We start from the raw sequence: 20,549 nt of genomic DNA, 5'->3' as shown, positions 1-20,549 counted from the left end.
GCGGTTGCGGCCGCCCGGCTCAGGCGGTGCGGCCGCCCCGCGGTGGGCTCAGGCGCTGAGGCTGCCCAGCAGGCCGAGTGCCTCTTCCGACGCGCTGCCCGGATCGGCCTGGTAGACGACGAGCTGCTGCCCCGGCGCGCTGTTGACGGTCAGCGACTCGTAGTGCAGCGTCAGCTCGCCCACCAGCGGATGGCGGAAACGCTTGGTCTCGTGGGTCTTCTGGCGGATGTCGTGCCGGGCCCACAGCTCGCGGAACTCCCGGCTCTTGAGCGACAGCTCCCCGACCAGCTCGACGAGCGCGGGGTCGTCGTAGTCGGTGCCGATCGACTGGCGCAGCCCGGCGACGGTGTTGAGCGCCACCCGGTCCCAGTCGGGGTAGAACGTACGCGCGTCCGGGTCGAGGAACACCAGCCGCACCAGGTCACCGCTGTGGGCGTGGCCCGCGAACAGGGCCTCGCCCAGCATGTTGGCGGCGAGGACGGTCATCCGGCGGCCGATCACCACGGCGGGCGTGTGCGGCCAGGCGTCCATCATGCGCAGCAGGCGAAGGCTCACCTGTTCGGGGCCGCCACCCTGACCTGAGCCGCCCTGTCCGCGCTGCCGGCCGTCGCGGTGGCGGGCCAGCTCGTGCAGATGCGCGGCCGCGTCCTCCTCCAGCTCCAGGGCGCGGGCCAGCGCGTCGATCACCTGCGCGGAAGGGTGGCGCTCGCGGCCCTGCTCCAGCCGTACGTAGTAGTCGGTGCTCACGCCCGCGGCCTGGGCGACCTCCTCACGGCGCAGGCCCGACACCCGGCGGCGGACGCCGACCGGCAGGCCCAGGTCCTCGGGCTGGAGCAGCTCGCGGCGGGCCCGCAGGAACTGCCCGAGCAGGTTCTCCGTGTCCATGCTTCGAGGCTAGGCCAGAAAAGAGCAGGTCGGGAGGCTCAGGGTGGCCGCGCCACACCCACCCTCCGGCAGCGCGGCTCCCGGCGCGGCGGCGCCGGCGCTAGCGGAGCCGGCCCGCTCCCGCGCCAGCCGGGACCAGGTGCCGCAGCACCTCGGCCGGATGCCGCCGGGGGACCAGCGTCGGGATCCAGCCGGCGTCGTCGCCGAGCGTCGTGCCGTTGGCGGCGTTGTACGCGGCCACCACGTCCACCGGCACGCCGTCCACCAGGTTGTCCCTGGCCGTGATGGCCGTGCCGTTGAACACCGTCAGCACCTTCGCCGCCTCGATCCCCTCGAAGGCGTTGCCCTCGGCGTACACCTGGGAGCCGAAGCCCACGCCGATGCTGTAGCCGTGCCCGTCCCCGCCTCGGTAGTAGTTGTTGTAGACGTGCACCTGCCCGAAGCGCACCCGTGGCGTGCGCTGCCCGAGCGCCTCGAAGTGGTTGTGGTGCAGGGTGACCTTGAGCTTGTCCTGCTCGCCGTACCTGTCCGGGTTGTCGGTGTTGCCGATCAGGGTCACCTTGTCGTGGCCGCTGAGGTGGTTCCAGGAGAGGGTGACGTGATTCGAGCCGCGGACGATGTCGAGCAGGCCGTCGTGCACCTGGTACGGGCGGCCGAAGTAGGACGGCTGGCCGGAGTCGGGGTTGTCGCCGTCGTTCAGCGTGTTGTGGTCGATCCAGACGTGAGTGGAGCCGGAGACCTCGATGTTGTCGAAGGAGGCGTTCCAGTTGCCCTCCGCGCCGTCGCTCGGGTCCCACTGCGGGAAGCAGTCGGAGGTGTCGGTGATGGTGAGATTCCGGATGATCACGTTGTCGGCGCCGATGACGCGCAGGCCGAAGCTCTTCAGCGCCGCGTCCCGGCCGGCCCCGATGAGGGTGACGTTGGAGCCGACGGTGATCGTGACGTGCTCGGCCATCCTGGCGTACGACGCCTTGCGCGCCTCCTCCAGCGGCCCTGACGGGACGGTCGTCCTGCCCCAGACGGCCGGGTCGTAGGCGGCCAGGTAGGCGGGCAGGCTGTAGCCGTCTGCGGCGTAGTCGTCGCAGGTCAGCGGGTTGCCGGCGGCGTCGGTGTCGGCGTCTGTGGAGCCCTCCACGTAGATGATCTTGGGCGTGTTGTCGGCCGGATCGCTCAGCGCGGCCAGCAGTTGCGCCCTGGTCCGTACGACGTGCACGTCCTCGGGGCGGGCGGCCGAGCCGCCGGTGGTGCCGGCACCGGGGAGGCCGTCGCGGGAGGGGCCGTCGCGAGTGCCGTCAGGGCGATCAGTGGGGGGAGGATGAGGCGTCGCATGCGCAACCTCGGCAGAGCTCGGCAAGCGGTTGCATTCGACACTCGCATTCGACAGCAGAGCATCGCGCGTGGGTGCCGTCCAGGCGGGGGCGCTGTCCGGCGGGCCCCGCCCGGGTGGCGTTACGAGCCGGCGGCCGGGGTGGCGGTCGTGGCAGGGCAGGGCGGCGTGTAGGGGCGGCCGGGGACGTACTGGGCCCACTCGGCCCTGGTGACCGGCGTGCCGGCGGCCTCGCAGACGTTCGCGCTCGCCTGCTCCACGTTCAGTCCCCAGAGCTGGGCGGCCGTGCCGGACGCGCTGGCCAGCACGGTCCCGTCGGGGCCGAGCTCCACGTCGCCGGCCGCCTCGGTGCCGGCGAACACGGCCCAGAGCGAGGGCCGCGCGAGGTCCGCGACGTTCCAGACGCGCAACGTACGGTCCTGGGAGGCGGTGACGAGCGTGCGGTCGTCGGCGGCGAACGCGACGGCGGAGACGTCGGCGGTGTGCCCGGGCAGGCTCGCCAGCGCCTTGGGCTGGGCGGGGCGGGACACGTCCCACAGCCGCGCCGTGCCGTCGGAGGCGGCCACGGCCAGCGTCTTGCCGTCCTTGCTGAAGCTCAGGTCGAGCACCCCGCCGGAGGCCGCCGAGAAGGTCTTCAGCGACACGGGCTTGGCGGGCTTGGAGACGTCCCAGAGACGTACCGACGAGGTGCCCGAGCCCGTCGCCACCACGCGGCCGTCAGGTCTGAACACGGCGGTGTTGAGCCGCCGGTCGGCGGCGCCCGGCGTGGAGAGCCGCTTCGGGGTGGCGGGAGTGGCGACGTCCCACACCATCGTCCGGCCGTCGCGGGCGGTCGTCACCACCGTCTTGCCCGCCGGTCCGTACGCGGCCGAGCGCAGCCCGTCGGTGTGCCCGCTCAGCGTGCCGAGCAGCTTCGGGGTGGCCGGCTCTGAGACGTCCCAGAGCTTGGCGGTCTTGTCGAGCGAGGCCGTGACCAGGCGGCGGCCGTCGGGGCTGAACGAGGCCGCCATGATCTTCCCGGTGTGCCCCGACAGCGTGGACTGCGGGACGGCCACCGCCGGGTCGGCCAGGTCCCAGAGCTTGACGCTCATGTCGTCCGAGGTCGTGGCCAGGACGCGGCCGCTCTTGGCGATCGCGATCCCGTTGACCGGCGCGGTGTGCCGGTCGAGCCTGGCTCGCGGGGCGACGCGGGAGGCGTTGGGGACGTTCCACAGGCGGGCGATGCCGTCGGTGGCGGAGGTGGCCAGGTTCTGGCCGTTCGGGCTGAACGCCACGCCCGTCACCGGATCGGGGAACCCGGCCAGCGTCGCCGTGAGCTCGGGTTCGCTCGGCGACTCCATGCTCCACAGCCGCACGGTGGCGTCGGCCGAGGCGCTGGCCAGGACGCTGCCGTCGGGGCTGTAGGCGACGTCGTCCACGGAGGCGGAGTGGCCGCGCGCCGTGCCGAGCAGCTTGGTCGCCGTGATGTCCCACACCTGCACCGCGCCCGTGGCGGAGGACGTGGCCAGGTTGAGCCCGTCGGGCGAGAAGGCCGCGCCGCGCACGGCGCCCTCCTGCGAGGTCAGCGTGGCCAGGCTCTTCGGCTGCGCGGGGGTGAGCACGTCGAGGATGGCGATCGTGCCGCCGGTGCCGGCCAGCGCGGCCAGGCGGCCGTCCGGGCTGAAGACCGCCCTGGTCAGGGCCGACTGCCGGCTCAGCACGGAGACGGCGGCGGGCTTGGCGGTGTCCTTGACGTTCCACAGCCGGCCGGTGCCGTCGGCGGACGCGGTGAGCAGCACGTCGCCCTTCGGGCTGAACGCCACCGAGGTGACCTGCTCCTTGTGCCCCTTGAGCGTGGACAGGGCGCGGGGGCTCGCCGGGTCGGAGACGTTCCACAGCCGGGCCGTGCCGTCGGCCGACGCCGTGGCCAGCGTCTTGCCGTCCTTGCTGAACGCCGCCGCGAGCACGCCGCCGGTGTGCCCCTTCGCCACGCCCATGGCCTTCGGGCGCAGGGGGTCGGTGACGTTCCACAGCCGCGCGGTGGTGTCGCCGGAGGCGGTGACGGCGACGCGGCCGTCGGGGCGGTAGGCGACCCGCTCGACCGGGCCTGTGTGCCCGATCATGCGGGCGCCGACCGGGCGGGACAGGGAGCCGAGCAGCGCGCCCCTGGCCTCGGGGGTGGCCGAGACGCGGTAGGCGGCCAGGGCGAGCTGGGACCCGAGCGAGGTGTCCCTGACGGTGCTCGCGGACGCGGCCAGTTGCCGGGACAGGGCCTGGTCGCGTTGCGCGGCGGCCTCGTTCGCCAGCCGGTTGGCCTGCCCGCTGCGCACCAGCGCCACCACGCCGCCCGCCGCCGCCACGAGGAACAGCACGGCGAGGGAGGCGATGGCGGCACGCGCGATCAGCGAACGCCGCGCCTGCCGGCTCCGCGACGCGGCCAGGAAGTCCCGCTCGACGGGGGTGAGGGGAGGGGCAGCGCCGGGTGCCGCGGGCGCTTGCGCGGTTCGGCCGGCGGCGGGTGTCGCGGGGGCGTTCGTGGCCATGGGGGCTTGCGCGGTTCGGCCGGGTTCGGTCGCGGTCACGCCGGCCTGGACACCGGGGGCCGACGCGGTCACGGCCGCCTGGGCGATGGCGAGGCGGTCGTCGGCGTACAGGTAAGTGGCGTCCTGGCCGTCGCGCTGCCACATCAGCGCGTCCTCGGCCAGCCGGCGCCGTACCAGCAGCTGGGCCCGCCCGGTCTCCGCCCAGGTGGCGAGCCGGGGCCAGGCGCGGATGAGCGCCTCGTGCGCGAGCTCGGCCTGGGCGCCGTCCAGCGTGACCAGCCGCGCCCGGACGAACTCCGCCAGCACCTGCCCCTCGATCGACGACGGCCCAGGGCTCAGCTCGTTCACCGGAACCCGCTGCCGCAGCCCACCGCCCCGCTCGTCCACGTGCACCAGCCGGACCAGCAGGCCGCGCGCCACCGGCTCGGACTCCGCGCCCAGCCGCCGCAGCGTCTCCTCGCCGCTCATCGCCACCGCCCGCGCCACCCCGCCGGCGGAGCGATAGCCGGCCATGGTGAGCACGCCGCCGCTGCGCCGCTGCCAGGTGGCCAGCAGCGCGTGGGAGAGCCTGGGCAGCAGGTCGTCCTCGACCGCCTGGACGTCCTCCATGATCAGCTCGACCAGCCCGGGCTCCAGCGAGAGCCCCGAGCGCACGGCCGGCTCCTCGATCGCCGCCCGAAGCTCGGCCGGGGTCATGGGAGCGACGATCTCGGGCCGCCGCATCGTCTCCAGCAGGCCGGGATAGTTCGCGCAGCGCCCGTAGAAGTCGCCCCGGACCGCGATCACCACGGCCGCGGAGCGCGAGACCGCGACGAGCGCCTCGACGAAACGCCGCCGCGCGGGCTCGTCCGTGCAGACGGTGAACAGCTCCTCGAACTGGTCCACCACCAGCAGCGTGCGGGCGGGCAGCCCGCGCCCGGCCGCGCCGGGGTCGGACTCGATGACCGCGCGCAGCCGTTCCGGATCGTTGCCCGTCAGGGCCGACAGCTCCCGCGCCAGCCCGGCCACCGGCCGCGCGCCCGGGGTCATGACGACCTGCCGGCCGCCCTCTTTCGCCAGCGCCGGGATCAGCCCGGCGCGCAGCAGCGAGGTCTTCCCGCACCCTGAAGGGCCGGTGAGGACCAGCGGCCCGCCGGTCTCGAACGCCTGCGAGCCGATCACCACCGGCGGCCCCGGGGTCCGCAGCGCCTGGCGCGCCCGCGTCACCAGCGACCTCGTCTGCTCCTCGCGGCCGAAGAGCAGCCCGGCGTGCTCGGGCCCGAAGGCCGCGAGCCCGCGGTAGGGGCTGTTGAGGTCGCCGGGGGAGCCGGTCGGCGGGCCCGTCCGGCCGGCGGGCGCGTCGTGGGCCGCGTTGACGGCCAGCGGCGGCAGCTCCTTGAGCGCTCCGGCCTGCCGCCGCGGCTTGGGGAACCCGGCCTCGGGCAGCACCCGGGACAGGTGGTGGTGCACGTGGTCGAGGGTGAACGCCGGTGGCCCTGACGGGTCGCCCTCGTTCAGCAGCCGCAGCAGCGCGCCGGTCAGCGCGGTGTGCCTGACGCCGGGCAGCGCCCACGCGTTCTCGTCCTTGCTGGAGGACGCCAGCACGTACGCCCCCCGCGCGGACACGTCGAGCGCCTGCTCCATGGCCTTGGCCGGCACCGGCCTGGGGCCGGCGGTGAAACAGCAGTCGAGGATCACGACGACCAGCTCGGCCCGCGACGACGCGAGGATCCGGCGCACCATCGAGTACGGCAGCGCCTGGTAGCCCGGCACCCCCTCCGTGAGATCCGTCGTGGCCCGCGTGGCCAGGTGCAGCTCGTTCCCGGGACCGAACAGCCCGTGCCCGACATAGTGGAACATGAGCACGCCGGTGGCCTCGCTCGCCGCCCGTTCCAGCGCCTCGCCCAGATTCGCCGGGGTCGCCGGATCGAGCAGCACGGACAGGTTGGCCGGCGCCAGGCCCGCCCGTTCGACCAGAGCATGACCGAGATCGGTGACGGTGGCCGGCACGGCCGGCACCTGCGGCAGTCGTGAGGAGGGCCGATGCGCGCCGGTGCCCGCCACCACGACCCTGGCCTCCGCCGCGGACAGCAGCAGTGGTGGACCGTTCCACCGGGGGGGCCGCACGAGCCGGGTCTTCTCGATCGTCGTCGACTCGTCCTCGCTCATCCGGCGCTCCACAACGTGGGAATGCTTGCGGCCATGGTGGCAGGGAAGGTCAGGGCGCGGTCAACCCCCCGTTGCCCGGTTGTTACGGTACGCAGATCTCGGCCGCGCGTCGAGGGGTTGACGGAGCGTCACCAGTTGGCGGGCAGACCGGGCGTCGTGGCGGGCAACGGGCGACCCGGCGGATGGATGACATAGGCCACGCCACCGCTGCTGGAGCTCCGCAGCCACACGTTCTCGAACGCCGCCCGCGGATAGACCCGCCGTACGGCATCGTTGCTCGGCGAGGCGGGATCGTTGGCGATCACGTCGCCGGTCGCGGTGAAGCCCACGACCACCATGAGGTGGCCGTCGGTGCCGTACCCGGCCCCCGGCAGCTCCGCCTTCTTGAACGACTGCGATGTGATGACCGGGACGCCCGCCTTGATCAGCAGCTCCAGCTCGGTCAGCGACCGCAGCCGCGTGACGAACCCGTCGAGGCCGTAACGGCCCGCGTAGGCGGTGTTGAACGGCCAGTTGCCCGTGCCCGCGTAGGCGTGGTCGTAGGTGTGCCGGGCGGCGTGATCAACCTCGGGGTTCGGGTCCGCGGGGTCGACCCAGGCGGTGTCGCGCTCGCTCGGCCACACGTCCCAGTAGCCCATCACCATGGTGGTCGAGGTCGGGCTGCACCACGCCTCGCCGCCGCCGTTCCACTCGGGGTAGTGGCCCTGGTGCACGTTCTGGGAGCGGCGCGGCACGGCCAGCTCCTTCCCCCAGGCGCCCCCGCCCGGGCTGACCGGCACGGTCTTACGGCTGGGCACGTTGGAGCTCATCACGCCGGACGTGCGCACACGCGGCGTCACGCCCGAGCCCGGCAGGCGGTAGAGGGTGAGGCGGAGCTGGTAGCCGCTCATCGGCCTGCCCGCCGCCGCGACCAGCGTGTCGACCGCCACCTTGGCGTCGGCGTCGCCCTGGCCGGGCACCGACGTACGCAGCACGTCACCCTCGGCGTAGGACCAGCGGCCCAGCGAATACCACTTCGTCAGCCCCTCCGCGTTCCTGACCCGGGCCTCGACCCGCAGCCAGCTACCCCGGGGGACGTCCGCCGTCCAGGAGGCGATCAGCTCGGTGGCGGCGAAGCCGATGGCCCGCTCGGGGCCGGTCCAGCGGGCGTACTCCCAGGTCTTGGTGCCGAGCGCGTCGGTGTGGGTGACCGTGCCCGCCGCCGAGCCGAACGCCAGCCCGTCCGCATGGGTCGTGCCCTCCCGGGTGCCGGTGGCGAAGTCGGCCCGGTGGAAGACGACGTCGGGGACGGCGGCGGCCGGCTTCGCGCCCGCCGGGGCCGCCACCGTCGTGACCAGGGCGAGGGTGGACAGGAACACGGTCAGCGCACGCATGGACCCACCTTCTCCGAACCCGGTCGTCGCCGCCGAGATTAGGCACGACGGGCTTGGCAAAGCATCCGCAGATCTACGTATCGGCGCGGTTCCGTCGTACGGGCCTCGATGGGAGGGTGGCATGACTACGAGGCAAGGAGTTTGGACGAATGCGGAAATATGTGATTATGGGCGTCCAAGGCAGCGGAAAAGGCACACAAGCCGCTCTCTTGGCCGCCGACCTCGACCTGGTGCACATCAGCGTGGGCGACATCTTCCGCTGGCACGTGAAAAACCACACCAAACTCGGCGCCCAAGTCCGCCGCCTGGTGGCGGCGGGCGAGCTGGTGGGCGACGACCTGGTGGCCGACGTGGTCAAGGACCGGCTCCAGCTTCACGACTGGAACTACGGCTTCGTCGTCGACGGCTTCCCCCGCAACCGCCCCCAGGCGGAGTTCTTCCTGGAGAGCTACGACCTCGACGGGGTGATCCACCTGGACCTGCCGGACGACGAGGTCCGCCGCCGCGTCCTGGCCAGACGGCTGTGCGCGCGGTGCGGCATGGACTACAACCTCATCGCCCACCGTCCGGAGGTGGAGGGCAGGTGCGATGTGTGCGCCGGGGACCTGGTCACGAGGGAGGACGACACCCCGGACGCACTGGCCCGGCGGCTTCGTGACTATCACAGCAAGACGGATCCGGTGCTGGAGCTGTTCCGGCGTAAGGAGTACGTCATGACCATCGACGCCCGGGCCGACAAGACCACCGTCCAACGCGCCATCCGCACCCGCTTCAACCTGCCGCCGTACCAGGGGTAGGTGGTGTGCGACTGCTGCACTCGGCGCACCAGAACGAACTGCTCACCACACCGTAAGAACGACGGTTGCCCGACAATGACGCGGCCCCTCCAAAGGAGTCCACTACCACACCGAACCAACCGTGTCGATCCGGTGCGTCGACGAGGTGCCACCCGGTGGCACCTGATAGCACGTCGAGATAGAGTTGACGAGTGAGCACTCCTGAAGCCGACCACTCGCACGAGATCTCCCAACGCGACTTGCGCAACCGGTCAGCGGAGATCATGGACGGCCTTGAACGCGGCGAGCGGTACGCCGTCACACGCAACGGCCACCACATCGGCGACTTGGTCCCCATTCGCCGTCGCCGCCGGGCCGTCTCGCGCGCCGAGTTCGCCGCCATGTCCCGCGGCATGCCGAGGCTGGACGACCGGAAATACCGCGAGGACATGAACCGCTACGTCAACGACGACCTTTATGACCCCTACGACCGCGCTTACGGCAGGGGCGAGTTCGCAGAGGGCGGGGAATGACCCTCACTCATGGGCTGCTCGACACCAACATCCTCATCCTGCGGGCTGACATCAACCCTGACGAATTGCCCGACGAGATGATGATCAGCGCCATCACCACCGCCGAACTGTCGGTCGGTGTGCTGGTGGCCGCCGGGACGCAGGAACTCGCCCAGCGAATGAAGACCCTGCAAGCTGTCGAGGCCGAGTTCGACCCTCTTCCCTTCGACGACACCGCCGCCCGCGAGTACGGCCAATTGTGGACCTCCGTCATCGCCTCAGGACGCAAACCTCGGCCGCGGACAGCCGACCTGATGATCGCCTGCGTGGCCATCGCAAACCGCCTCCCCCTCTACACCTGCAATCCCAAGGACTTCGAGGGCCTGGACCACCTGCTCACCGTGGTCCCGGTCACCCGGCCACGATGGGTCAGCGCAGCGGTCGGCGGCCGTGCGGACGCGTCGGGTTCTGCCCTCCCCGGCGAGCAGGCGCAGTGCGGCCGGTGAGGTGAGGAACTGCACGGCCGTACGCTGGCACCAGTCGGAGGCAGCGACGACCTCCTCCGGTCTCCAGGGGGCGTCCATGGCGATCGCCCTGAGCAGGGTCCATTCCCGCAGGCGGTGGATGAGGAACTCGTGCTTTCCGGTCACCGTGGACATGGCGTGGGACCAGTCTGCGAACCCTGGGTCGGTGAGCAGTCGCGCCGCCCGCCGGTCGAGATGTGTGCCAGCGGCCTGGCTCTGCGACCCTAGCCGCCTTGGACTGGGCGATTTCGGGGGCCTGCGGTGATGATCCACAGCATCCTTGCTGAGGTGGCGAAGGAGCAGGGGGAGCAGTGAGCAAGCGCGAGACTTTCGAGTTGTTCGTTGGCGGGGATGGGCTCTGTGCGGCGCGATAGTTGTCACAGGGGATAGGCCTTGGTGACGGAGATTTTGGTGTCGCCGAGGAAAAGCCAGTCCGGTGGGGGGATGAAGCCGGGGAGTGTGGACATTTCGCTGGGGTTCGGGTTGATGTCGGTGACTCGGAGCCGGATCTTGTCGTTGGTGGCGGCTACGGTGAGTGTTGCCTCTACGCCTGCTGGGTCGGGGGTGTGGAAGGCGAAGCCGGCTGGGTCGGTGGTGATGGTGCGGCCTTCGACGGTCAGGGCGCGCACTGTCGTGGTGTCCCCGTCCACTCGTAGGGCGATCGTGTTCGCTCCGCGTTCCGAACGGATGCGGACGCGGAGGGTGCGTTCGCCGTTGGAGGTCGTGTCCGTGAGCACCTGTAGTGAGGGTGGCGGCAGAGGGGCGGCTTTTGCCGGACTGGAGAGCTTGGGTTCGTCGGCCCATGGCCCGGTCGGCGGGTGGCTGGTGCTGCTGTAGCGGCGGGCCCATTGGTCGGGGTTCTTGGAGGTCAGCCAGACGGCTTGGCCGGTGTCGGTGTCGAGGCCGTAGGCGAGGCTGGTGCGCCGGGGGTGATCCTTGTCGAAGGGTTCGGCCAGCAGGCCCGCTGCCACTAGGGCGATGGACATGGCCAGCGCGGTCAGGGGGATCAGCAGGGAACGTCTGCGTGGCCACGTCATCTCGATCAGCGGCAGCAGGAGGCCGGTGAAGAGGATCATCAGGGGGATGGGGGCGTAGCCGACGTACTGCAGGCCCGTGGGCAGGGTGTTCCATGCGGTGGGCAGCAGGATGAGGGCGGCTGGGATGAGGCCGGTGGTGAGGGCGAGGGTGCGCCAGCGCGGCGGGCAATGGAGTGCGGTCAGTCCGCCGAGGGCTGCGCCCAGGGTGGGCCAGGTGGCGAGGTGGGCGGCTCCGGGGGAGACGATGCCGAGGGCGAGGGCGATCAGGGCTGTCCAGGTCAGGATGCCGAGCGCTAGTTCGGTGGTGCCGATGCGGCGGCGGAGCAGGGCGTACCAGGTGATCAGGATGGTGGTCGCGAGGGTCAGGACGGCGAGCCACAGCAGTTCGGGGCGGTAGGGCGTGGTGGTGGCGGTGCCGTTGAGTGCGGGGCGGATTGTCTTGAGCAGGTCCCAGAAGTAGACGCCGGCGCCTACCCCGGCCGTGATCGGGATCAGGGCGAGTGCGGTGCCGAGGAGGGTGCGCCGCAATGTGACGACGCCGCGGCGGCGGGCCAGGAGGATGAGTGCGAGTGCCGCCAGCAGGGCGAGGGCGGCCAGTCCGGTGGCCGCCCAGGCCGGGTAGCGGATCAGCAGGCCGGGTGGGAGGTTGAAGTAGACCAGGTTGTCGTTCCTGGTGGTCAGCTGTGCGAGGTCGGCGTCGCCGAAGGCGCGAACGAGGGCGAGCGTGTTGTCGCCCATCTGCTGGAGTGCGGCGAGGTCGACGTGGGCGGGGTCGTCGAGGACGCTGTGGTAGAGGGTGCCGGCGTTGGCGTACGCGGAGTCGAGGACGGCCATCCCGCCGGGCTTGAAGGCGGTGAAGTCGGTGTCGTTGTTGAGCAGTTTCATGAGCTCGGCGTACACGGAGTCGGCCACCGGCATGCGCGCCGCCGATCCGAACGTGGAGATCAGGCCGGCGTTCGGTTCCGTGCTGCGGAACATCAGCACCGGCCCTTTGGAGCCGCGGGCCTCGTTGTTGAGCACGACGTTCCGCCCTTGGGCGAGCGGGTGCTCCTTGACGAACGCCTCCGATCCCAGGAGCCCCGTCTCTTCGGCGTCGGTGATGAGGAAGACGACGTCGTTGCGCAGCCGGGTCCCGGTCGCGACCAGGGCTCGGGCCGTCTCGATGGCGCTGGCTTATAACTAAACGGAGCACGGCTCTGGATGGAGGAGGTCGAAAGATGGGCAATGGAGGGGCGCACCCCAGGGCGGACGGTCGCCCCAAGCCGTCGCGCGGAGTGGCGATTCCATCTCCGTGATCGAGGACCTGGAAGGTTACGCGGAGATGATGGGCCACCCCGTCCACCTCGAGGTTGACCGCAACGGGCTGCCCTGGTCGACAGATTCGCCTCGTTCGACATCACCGACGACCCGGACCCGGAGATCGGCACCAAGATCGCCGAAATCCACCGCCGCCGCGACGCCACCGCCCCCGACATCGCCATCCTGGTGCCGAACTCCCCGAATACACCGGCAGCGCCACCCTTTGACCGTCTCCGGACCCGGCCTCAGGCGGAGTCACCACACCCAGGTGAAGCACTTGGAGCAGGCCGAGGAGATGGCGCGCGACCTGGTGGTCACCATGCTGGATGTGGACCTCTCCGGGATCGACGCCGAGTTCGAGTTGACCGTGGCCGACGACGAAGTGGCCGCGAGCGAACCGGCGGAGGGCGGGCTGACCAATCTGCGGGCACTGGGCGAGCAACTGCGGCACGGCGAACGGCGACGGCTGACAGACGCCTGATCGCACGGCTTCCCAAAAGCCGTCGACCTGGTGATCAGTGGCAAGCGATCACCAGGTCGACGGTTCAGGATGGATGCTAGATGTACGTAGCGCGATCGCGTACGTCCTCGAAGTCGACCTCGAGACAGGAAGTGGCAGAAGGGCAGATAGCGCTTCATCTTCAGTTCCTCAGGGAACCACAAGGGCTTCTTCCCGACCCAGGCTGCGATTTCGATCATCGGCCGTGTCCTGCGGAAAGCCATCTCGATAGCCGGAAGCAGGTCTGTGTCGTTAGTGAAGACCACCGCGGCGTCATACTGGGCAAGCAGGGCAGTCTCAACAAGTGAGATGGCTAGGGCGACGTCCACGCCCTTCTCGCGCGGCCTCTCGCTGGGCCATCCCCGATAGTTCAACGGGCGACGCACCATCGTGACACGTGGATCGCGACTCCAGGCCGCGCTCTGGGCATCGTTGGCGGCGGCAAGCGTCGGCTCATGCTGAGGGTTCGGCTGTGCCCGGAACACCTTCACTTCTTGGAGGGTTCCGCCGTGCTTCCTCTTGGCGACGATCCGTTCGGCCACAGACAGTGGGTGGACCAAGGTCGTGTACGGTTCAAGGCCTGCGCCGAAGCACTCATGCGCTCCAAGATGGACGTTTTGATAGTCCAAGAAGACCACAACGCGGTCTGTCATCACGCCTCCCGGCATGAAAAAGCCCCGCCAATCCCGGAGGACGGCGGGGAGCAATGACCACAGGATACCTCGCCGCCCAGGACCCCGCCAACCTGAATGGCGATGTGGGGGCATGGTCGAGTCTTCATTCTACCGCGAACGGTCACGATCTGTAAGCTGAAGGTATACGCACCGTATGCGATTGTTCGTGGTGTCGTGTCGGTTTCGGGGCTGCTGGGTCAGTGGCTACTTGGCCAGGTGTCTGCTGATCACCAGGCGCTGGATCTGGTTGGTGCCCTCGAAGATCTGCATGATCTTGGCCTCGCGCATGTAGCGCTCCACCCGGAACTCCCGCGTGTACCCGTACCCGCCCAGCACCTGCACCGCGTCCGTCGTCACCTTCATCGCCGTGTCCGTGGCCACCAGTTTCGCGACGCTGGCTTGGCGGCTGTACGGGAGGCCGGCGTCGCGGCGGCGGGCGGCGTCCAAGTAGGTGGCGCGGGAGGTGTCCACCCCCGCGGCCATGTCGGCCAGAAGGAAGCCGAGGCCCTGGTGGTCGATGATCTTCTTGCCGAACGTCTGGCGTTCCTTCGCGTACGCCACCGCCTCGTCCAGGGCCGCCTGGGCCAGGCCGGTCGCGCAGGCGGCGATGCCGAGGCGGCCCGAGTCGAGGGCGCTGAAGGCGATCTGCAGGCCCTGGCCCTCCTCGCCGATCAGGCGGTCGGCGTCCAGGATGGCCCCGCCCCAGTGGGCGCTGGTCGTGGGGATGGCGTGCAGGCCCATCTTCTCCTCCGGGCGGCCGAACGTCAGGCCGTCGGCAGAGCCTGGGGCGAGGAAGCAGGAGATGCCGCGGGAGCCCTCACCCGTCCGCGCGAACAGGGCGTAGAAGTCGGCGATGCCCCCATGGGTGATCCACGCCTTGTTGCCGGTGATCCGGTAGCCGCTCTCGACCCGTTCCGCCTTGCAGGTCAGCGCGCCGGCGTCGGAGCCGGCCTGAGGCTCCGAGAGGCTGTAGCCGCCGATGAGGCGGCCGGCCAGGAGGTCGGGCAGCCACCGCTCCTGCTGCTCGGGCGTCCCGTACGTCGCCACCGGGAAGCAGGCCAGCGTGTGCACGCTGGTCGCCACCGCGACGGCGGCCCAGCGCATCGCCAGCTCCTCGATGACCTGGAGATACACCTCGTACGGCTGCCCGCCCCCGCCGTGCTCCTCCGGGTAGGGCAGGCCGAGCAGGCCCGCCGCGCCCAGCGTGGCGAACAGGCCCTCGGGGTACGTCTCCGCCCGCTCGTGCTCGTCCACCCGGCGCGCCAGCTCCTTGTCGGCGATCTCCCTGGTGAGCTCGATGAGGTCGCGGGAGTCCTGGTCGGGTAGCAGCCGGTCAACTGGGGCAGATGTCACGGTTCGAGCTCCTGGTGGCGGTCGAGGTCAACTCTTGTGGGGTAGTACGTCGAGTGTTCTGGGCTGATGGGTGGAGGTTAGCTGTTCTGGTCGGTGCGGTGGAGGGCCTCGGCTGTGCTCCGTCGGTCCGCCGGCGGGGCTACAGGGTTTCCAGGGTCTTCTTGGCGCGGTCGCGGAACTCCGCGACGCGGGCGAGCTTGATGTCCTCGTACCCCCGGATCAGCTCCGGCAGCCCCGCGAGTTCCTCGACCGCCACCGCGTTGCCGGGGTTGAGGCGGGTCAGGGCGGTGTGGACCAGGTCGCGGTACTCGGTGACCAGCTCGCGCTCGACCCGCCGCACCTCCGCCCGGCCGAAGAGGTCGAACGCCGTTCCGCGCAGCACCCGCGCCGCCCGCAGGCCGCGGAACAGGACGCCGGCCGAGCGGCGCAGGCGGATCTTGCGCTTCATGCCCATCGCGCGCAGCACCGGCGGGTGCAGCAGCACCGACACGACGGCGTCCGCGCCGAACTCGCGCTCGCGCCGCGCGACCTCGGCGGGGTCGAGGTGGAGGCGGGCGACCTCGTACTCGTCCTTGTAGGCCATCAGTTTGTGCAGGCCGCGGGCGTAGGCGGTGGCGATGGCGGCGCCGGGCTCGGCGCCCGCGCGTTCGACGGCCAGCGCCGTCACGTGGCGGACGTCGTCGGCGTACGTACGGGCGTAGGTCGCGTTCTGGTAGCCCGTCAGGTCGGCGACCCGGGTGGCCACGAGCTCTTCCAGCTTCTGGGGCGCCTCCGGCTCCGAGCCGGGCAGCGCCGCCCGGCGGACGGCCTCCGGGTCGGCCACGGCGGCCCGCCCCCAGCGGAAGGCGGCCAGGTTCTGCTCGACGGAGGCCCGGTTGAGGGTGATGGCCCGCTCGATCGCGTCGGCACCGACCGGCAGGCAGCCACGCTGGTACGCGGCCCCGAGCAGCAGCAGGTTGGCCGGCATGTGGTCACCGAACAGCGCCTCGGACAGGGCGTGGGCGTCCACGCAGACCTGTTCCTTGGTGGCCGAGGCCACCCGCGTGACCGCGTCGGCGTGTCCCGGCACCGGCACGCGGCCGGTCACCATGGCGGCGGTGGGGACGACGGCGGTGTTGAGCACGGCGACGGTGCGTTCGGGGGAGGCCACGGCGAGGGTGGCGTCGGCGGCCGCGCCGAGCACGTCGAAGCCGATGATGACGTCGACGCCGCCCTGCGAGGCGCGTACGGAGCCGGAGATCGGATCCTTGGAGATGCGTACGTCGCTGACCACGGGACCGCCCTTCTGCGCGAGGCCGGTCTGTTCGATCCCGGCGGCATGGAGGCCGTCGAGGTGGGCGGCCATCTGCAGGATCTGCGAGACGGTGACGACGCCGGTGCCGCCGATGCCGGGCATTCTGACCAGTACCTCGTCCCCATGCTGGGTCGCGGGGTCGGTGAGCTGGACGGTGAGGGGAGGCGGGGTCGGCCGCGGCTTGCTGGTGCCCGGTTCGATCAGGAGGAACGAAGGGCAGTCGCCCTTGAGACAGCTCAAATCCGTGTTGCAGGACGCCTGGTGAATGCGGGTCTTGCGGCCGTACTCGGTCTCGACCGGCTGCACGGACAGGCACGTCGAGACGTCCCCGCAGTCGCCGCAGCCCTCACAGACCCGCTCGTTGATCAGCACCTTCTCGGTGGGAACGGGCGCCTTGCCGCGCTTGCGCAGCCGCCGCTCCTCCGCGGCGCAGCGATCGTCGTGGATGAGCACGGTCACGCCGCCGGCCGCGGCCAGCTCCTTCTCGACCTCGGGCAGGTCGTCGCGGTGCCGTACGGAGGCGATCGGCGCCAGCCGCACCCCGCGGTACGTCTCCGGCTCAGGCGTGGTGATCACGATCTTGCGGACGCCCTCGACGGCCAGCTCCTCGGCGAGCGCGGGCACGTCCAGCCGCCCCTCGGCGCGCTGCCCGCCCGTCATGGCCACGGCGTCGTTGTAGAGCAGTTTGTACGTCATCGTCACCCCCGCCGCGACGGCGGCCCTGATCGCCAGGGAGCCGGAGTGGTGGTAGGTGCCGTCGCCGATGTTCTGCACGAAATGCCGGTCCTCGGTGAACGGCGCCAGCCCGATCCACTGGGCTCCCTCGCCGCCCATCTGGGTGATGCCGACCTGGGTGCCGCGCCCGTGCCCGTCCAGCGCGATCATCGCGTGGCAGCCGATGCCGACGCCGACCAGCGTGTCGTCCGTGGTGCGGGTGGAGGTGTTGTGCGGGCAGCCGGAGCAGAAGTACGGGGTGCGGGCGGCGACCACCGGCAGCAGGCCGCGCCGGCGTTCCCGGCGCGGCGGGGTGAGACCGAGGCAGGTGGCGATGGCCTTGGCCACGTCCTCGGCGCTGAGCGTGCCTCTGGCGGTCAGCAGCTCGCGGCCCACGACGGCGGGGACGCGCTCGCCGCCGTAAAGGGCCTGCTTCAGGTGCCCTTCCAGGAACGGCACCTTGTCCTCGACCACCAGCACCTTGTCCAGGCCGGAGGTCATGGCGGCCAGCTCGCCGGCGTCGACCGGGAACGGCATCGCCAGCCTGATCAGGCGCAGGCCCAGCTCGTCGCGGGCCGCCTCGTCGAGGCCGAGGTCGGACAGCGCCCGCTCGACGATGGCGTACGTGGCGCCCGAGGCCAGGACACCGAGGGTGGTGTTGCCGGCGCCGGACATGATCCGGTTGAGGCCGTGCGCGCGGGCGTAGGCGCGGGCCAGGTCGAGGCGGCGGGTGAGCAGGTCGTGCTCGGCGTCCAGGGCGGCGGCGCCGAGCAGGATGGGGGAGGGACCCCTGGACTCCTGCCCGGGGACGGGGACGCCGGCGCGCAGCGGGCCGAGGTCGACGGTGGCCGAGGCGTCGGCGATGTCCGCGACGATCTTCAGGCCCACCCACAGGCCGGTGGCCCGCGACATGGCCACCGCGTGCAGCCCGTACTCGATGATCTCGGCCACCGATGAGGGCGCCAGCAGCGGCAGCGACAGGCTCTGGCACATCGGCTCGCACGAGCTGGGCAGCGTGGAGGACTTGCAGCCGGGGTCGTCGCCGATCCAGGCCACCGCGCCGCCGAGCGGTGCGGTGCCGGCCACGTTGGCGTGCCTGATCGCGTCGGCGGCGCGGTCGAGGCCGGGGTTCTTGCCGTACCAGAAGCCGGTGACGCCCTGGTGCCTGCGGCCGGGGACCTGGCCGAGCAGCTGGGTGCCGGCCACCGCCGTGGCGGCCAGCTCCTCGTTCAGCCCGGCCTGGAACACCACGCCCGCCTCGTCCAGGTACGGCTTCGCCCGGCCCATCTCCAGGTCGACGCCCGCCAGCGGCGAGCCCTGGTAGCCGGAGACGAACGCCCGGGTGTCCAGCCCGCGGGCCTCGTCGAGGCGGCGCTGCTCCAGCGTCAGGCGGACCAGGGCCTGGATGCCGGAAATGAGCACCCGGCCGTCGGACGAGGTGTACTTGTCGTCGAGCGATACGGGGGCGGGAGTCTCGCTCACGCTCGAACCTCCTGGCTGTCGTACGTGCTGGGCGCTTACGTGAGATTCTCAGCACAGCAACCCGGGCAGGATGTGCGCAAGTATTAGATGGGAAAGTAGGTCGAAGACGCAAACAATATGAGTTGACGGGGTGTCCGGCTCGATTTGTTTGCGCCCGAAGGAGGCGTTCTCCGTGCCTGAGATCGACGAGATCGATCACCATGTGCTGCGGCTGCTGCGGGAGGACGGGCGCAGGACGTTCTCCGAGATGGCCGAGCGGATCGGGCTGTCGGTGGCGGCGGTCAAGCGGCGGGTGGACCGGCTGCGCGAGCTCGGGGTGATCACCGGCTTCTCGGTGCAGATCGACTACGCCAAGCTCGGGTGGGGGATCGAGGCGTTCACCGAGCTGCGCTATCCGGGCACGACGCCGGTCAGCGAGATCATCCGCACCGCGGCGGACGTGGCCGAGGTGCAGGCCGTCTTCACCATCGCCGGTGATCCGGACGCGCTGATCCACGTACGGGTGCGGGACCTGGGGCACCTGCAGAAGGTCATCGACCGGCTGCGCCGGGCGGGGGACGTCACGGGGACGAAGACGCTGCTGGTGCTCGGTTCGTGGACCAGGGACGCGCCGGTCCCCTGAGGGCTCCGGGAGGTGCCCTGAGCAGGTCAGCGGGTTCGCCCGGGGCGTGGGTCGCGGCGGGAGAACGAGCGTACGAGCAGGCCGATCGCGAGCAGCACGGCGACGCCCAGGCCGAGCATCCAGAGCGACGCGCCGGTCAGGGGGAGGGACTGGGTCCGGTGGTGCGCGGGGGCCGGCACCTCGGCACCGGCGGCGGGGGCCATCGGCTCGCCCTGGCCGTCGGCGATCTCGGACCCGATCGGCCCGGCCTGCTTGTGCTCCTCGCGATCATGGTGCTCGCGGCTGCGCGCCGCCCCGTCACCCGTCTCCTCCTCCGCGACCCCGTCGGTGGTGGGTGTGGGGTCCGGTGACGGCGCGGTGCTGATGACGGTGGTGCCGGCGCAGGAACGGTTGTCCGCCGTGTTCTCCTCGCGCCCGCCGGTGTGCACGGTGGCGCAGCTCTCGATCAGTCCGGAGACACCCGGAATGACGGTGTACGTGAACGTCCTGCGCTCGTTCGGGGCCAGCTCGCCGAGAGGACAGATGAGGGCCAGCCCCGTGGCGGGGCATTCGGCGGGCCGCTCCGCGATCGTGGAGCCGTCGCCGCCGGGATGATCCTGCACGGTGACGTCCACCGCCTGCGAAGGGCCGTGGTTGACGACCGTCAGCCGGTAGGCGACATGGTTGCCGGCGGGGGCCGTGGCCGGGGCGTGCTTGACGATCTCGACGTCGGCCACGGACCGGGCCCGGACGATGAGCTGCGCCTCGTCGGCGGTCGCGTTCGGGGAGGTGACGTAGGCGCGGTTGGTGAGGTTCGTGCCGTCGGGGAGCTCGGGGCCGGTCGTGACCGGGATCTCGTACGTGATCTCGCGGCCCGGCGCGATCGTCAGGCCGGAGCCGCCGCAGACGACGGTGTGCCCGGTCGCGGAGCAGTCGGCGGGGAGCAGGCCGAGGGCGAGGTCCTGGTCGAGCAGACCGGTGACGAGGACGTCGTCGGCGTCCCGGTCACCGGTGTTCGCCACGGTCACGGCGTAGACGGCGCTCGCGCCGGCGATCAGGGGGTCGGGGGTGAGGACGTCGGTGACGCGCAGGATGGCGTTCCTGTCCGGCGGCGGCGGCGGGGGCACGGCCAGGTCGGCGGCCGAACGCCCGGAGTTCCCCGCCTCACCGCCCGGCCGCCCGGGACGCCGCGAGTCACGGGCTGAGGGCGGCCCAGGTTGGCGCGGCTCGCGGATGGAGGGCGGCCCAGGCTCGCGCGGATCGCGGACGGAGGGCCAGAGCAGCCGGGAGTCGTCGGCGACGGGGGCGGGTGGCCGTGGGGCCACCGCTGTGACCGGGGCCGGCCAGAAAGTGGCGGCCAGCGCGGCCAGTGCGGTGATCGCCCCGAATCTGGGCGTGCCCATGTCCTACCCCCGACGTCGTACGTGCTCGGCCCGGGGCCGATCCTCCTCCCTCCGGACGGGCGAAAAGGCCGGTCAGACCGCAATCATGCGCCTCCATGACGTGATCTTTGCCCGCCGGGTTCAGCG

Annotated in this window: 13 protein-coding genes and 1 pseudogene; 5 read left to right on the top strand and 9 right to left on the bottom strand. The window is 71.4% G+C overall.

What is annotated here, in order from left to right:
• Nucleotides 1-48: 48 nt before the first annotated feature.
• From AB0C27_RS02685 to AB0C27_RS02670, 4 genes are all read right to left on the bottom strand, one after another.
• Nucleotides 49-885, bottom strand: coding sequence for a helix-turn-helix transcriptional regulator (locus tag AB0C27_RS02685; RefSeq protein ID WP_357836746.1), 837 nt, complete (start codon nucleotides 883-885; stop codon nucleotides 49-51).
• 100 nt (nucleotides 886-985) lie between these two features.
• A complete protein-coding gene (locus tag AB0C27_RS02680; protein WP_357836743.1) occupies nucleotides 986-2,098 on the bottom strand; it encodes a polysaccharide lyase family 1 protein in 1,113 nt (370 codons plus the stop codon).
• Between the two features lie 236 nt (nucleotides 2,099-2,334).
• Nucleotides 2,335-6,882, bottom strand: coding sequence for a hypothetical protein (locus tag AB0C27_RS02675; protein ID WP_357836740.1), 4,548 nt, complete (start codon nucleotides 6,880-6,882; stop codon nucleotides 2,335-2,337).
• Nucleotides 6,883-7,010: 128 nt separating this feature from the next.
• Nucleotides 7,011-8,255: a peptidase C39 family protein gene (locus AB0C27_RS02670; protein ID WP_357836737.1), complete on the bottom strand. Its 1,245-nt coding sequence runs from the start codon at nucleotides 8,253-8,255 to the stop codon at nucleotides 7,011-7,013.
• Nucleotides 8,256-8,404: 149 nt separating this feature from the next.
• Here AB0C27_RS02670 and AB0C27_RS02665 point away from each other — a divergent pair, with 149 nt between their 5' ends.
• The 3 genes from AB0C27_RS02665 (at nucleotide 8,405) to AB0C27_RS02655 (ending at nucleotide 10,049) form a co-directional block, all read left to right on the top strand.
• Entirely contained in the window at nucleotides 8,405-9,052 is a 648-nt protein-coding gene (locus AB0C27_RS02665) for a nucleoside monophosphate kinase (RefSeq protein ID WP_357836734.1), read from the top strand.
• Between the two features lie 191 nt (nucleotides 9,053-9,243).
• Entirely contained in the window at nucleotides 9,244-9,564 is a 321-nt protein-coding gene (locus AB0C27_RS02660) for a prevent-host-death protein (protein ID WP_357836731.1), read from the top strand.
• The gene (locus AB0C27_RS02655; RefSeq protein WP_357836728.1) at nucleotides 9,561-10,049 is read left to right on the top strand and encodes a type II toxin-antitoxin system VapC family toxin; all 489 of its coding nucleotides are present in this window, start codon (nucleotides 9,561-9,563) and stop codon (nucleotides 10,047-10,049) included. The genes AB0C27_RS02660 and AB0C27_RS02655 overlap by 4 nt, the downstream gene beginning before the upstream one ends.
• Nucleotides 10,050-10,444: 395 nt before the next feature.
• On the opposite strand, the gene AB0C27_RS02650 is transcribed toward AB0C27_RS02655, so the two are convergent.
• Nucleotides 10,445-12,268 (bottom strand): M28 family peptidase, encoded by a 1,824-nt coding sequence (locus AB0C27_RS02650; protein ID WP_357837986.1) that lies wholly within the window; start codon nucleotides 12,266-12,268, stop codon nucleotides 10,445-10,447.
• Nucleotides 12,269-12,680: 412 nt separating this feature from the next.
• Between AB0C27_RS02650 and AB0C27_RS02645 the strand changes: the two genes are divergently transcribed.
• Entirely contained in the window at nucleotides 12,681-12,884 is a 204-nt protein-coding gene (locus AB0C27_RS02645; RefSeq protein ID WP_357838031.1) for a hypothetical protein, read from the top strand.
• A 236-nt stretch (nucleotides 12,885-13,120) separates the two neighbouring features.
• Here the strand turns inward: AB0C27_RS02645 and AB0C27_RS02640 are convergent.
• The 3 genes and pseudogenes from AB0C27_RS02640 to AB0C27_RS02630 form a co-directional block, all read right to left on the bottom strand.
• Nucleotides 13,121-13,555: pseudogene (locus AB0C27_RS02640) on the bottom strand (NYN domain-containing protein); the annotation flags it as partial.
• Between the two features lie 225 nt (nucleotides 13,556-13,780).
• A complete protein-coding gene (locus AB0C27_RS02635) occupies nucleotides 13,781-14,929 on the bottom strand; it encodes an acyl-CoA dehydrogenase family protein (RefSeq protein WP_357836725.1) in 1,149 nt (382 codons plus the stop codon).
• A gap of 139 nt (nucleotides 14,930-15,068) precedes the next feature.
• Nucleotides 15,069-18,419, bottom strand: a complete 3,351-nt coding sequence (locus AB0C27_RS02630; RefSeq protein WP_357836722.1) for an indolepyruvate ferredoxin oxidoreductase family protein — start codon at nucleotides 18,417-18,419, stop codon at nucleotides 15,069-15,071.
• 172 nt (nucleotides 18,420-18,591) lie between these two features.
• On the opposite strand from AB0C27_RS02630, the gene AB0C27_RS02625 reads away from it, so the two are divergent.
• Entirely contained in the window at nucleotides 18,592-19,041 is a 450-nt protein-coding gene (locus tag AB0C27_RS02625; protein WP_106236084.1) for an Lrp/AsnC family transcriptional regulator, read from the top strand.
• Between the two features lie 26 nt (nucleotides 19,042-19,067).
• On the opposite strand, the gene AB0C27_RS02620 is transcribed toward AB0C27_RS02625, so the two are convergent.
• Nucleotides 19,068-20,423, bottom strand: coding sequence for a DUF11 domain-containing protein (locus AB0C27_RS02620; RefSeq protein ID WP_357836719.1), 1,356 nt, complete (start codon nucleotides 20,421-20,423; stop codon nucleotides 19,068-19,070).
• Between the last annotated feature and the right edge of the window lie 126 nt (nucleotides 20,424-20,549).

Origin of the sequence: Nonomuraea sp. NPDC048882 (assembly GCF_040649755.1) — a bacterium.
GTDB classification, from domain to species: domain Bacteria; phylum Actinomycetota; class Actinomycetes; order Streptosporangiales; family Streptosporangiaceae; genus Nonomuraea; species Nonomuraea maheshkhaliensis.
This window is presented reverse-complemented; position numbering and strand designations above follow the sequence as displayed.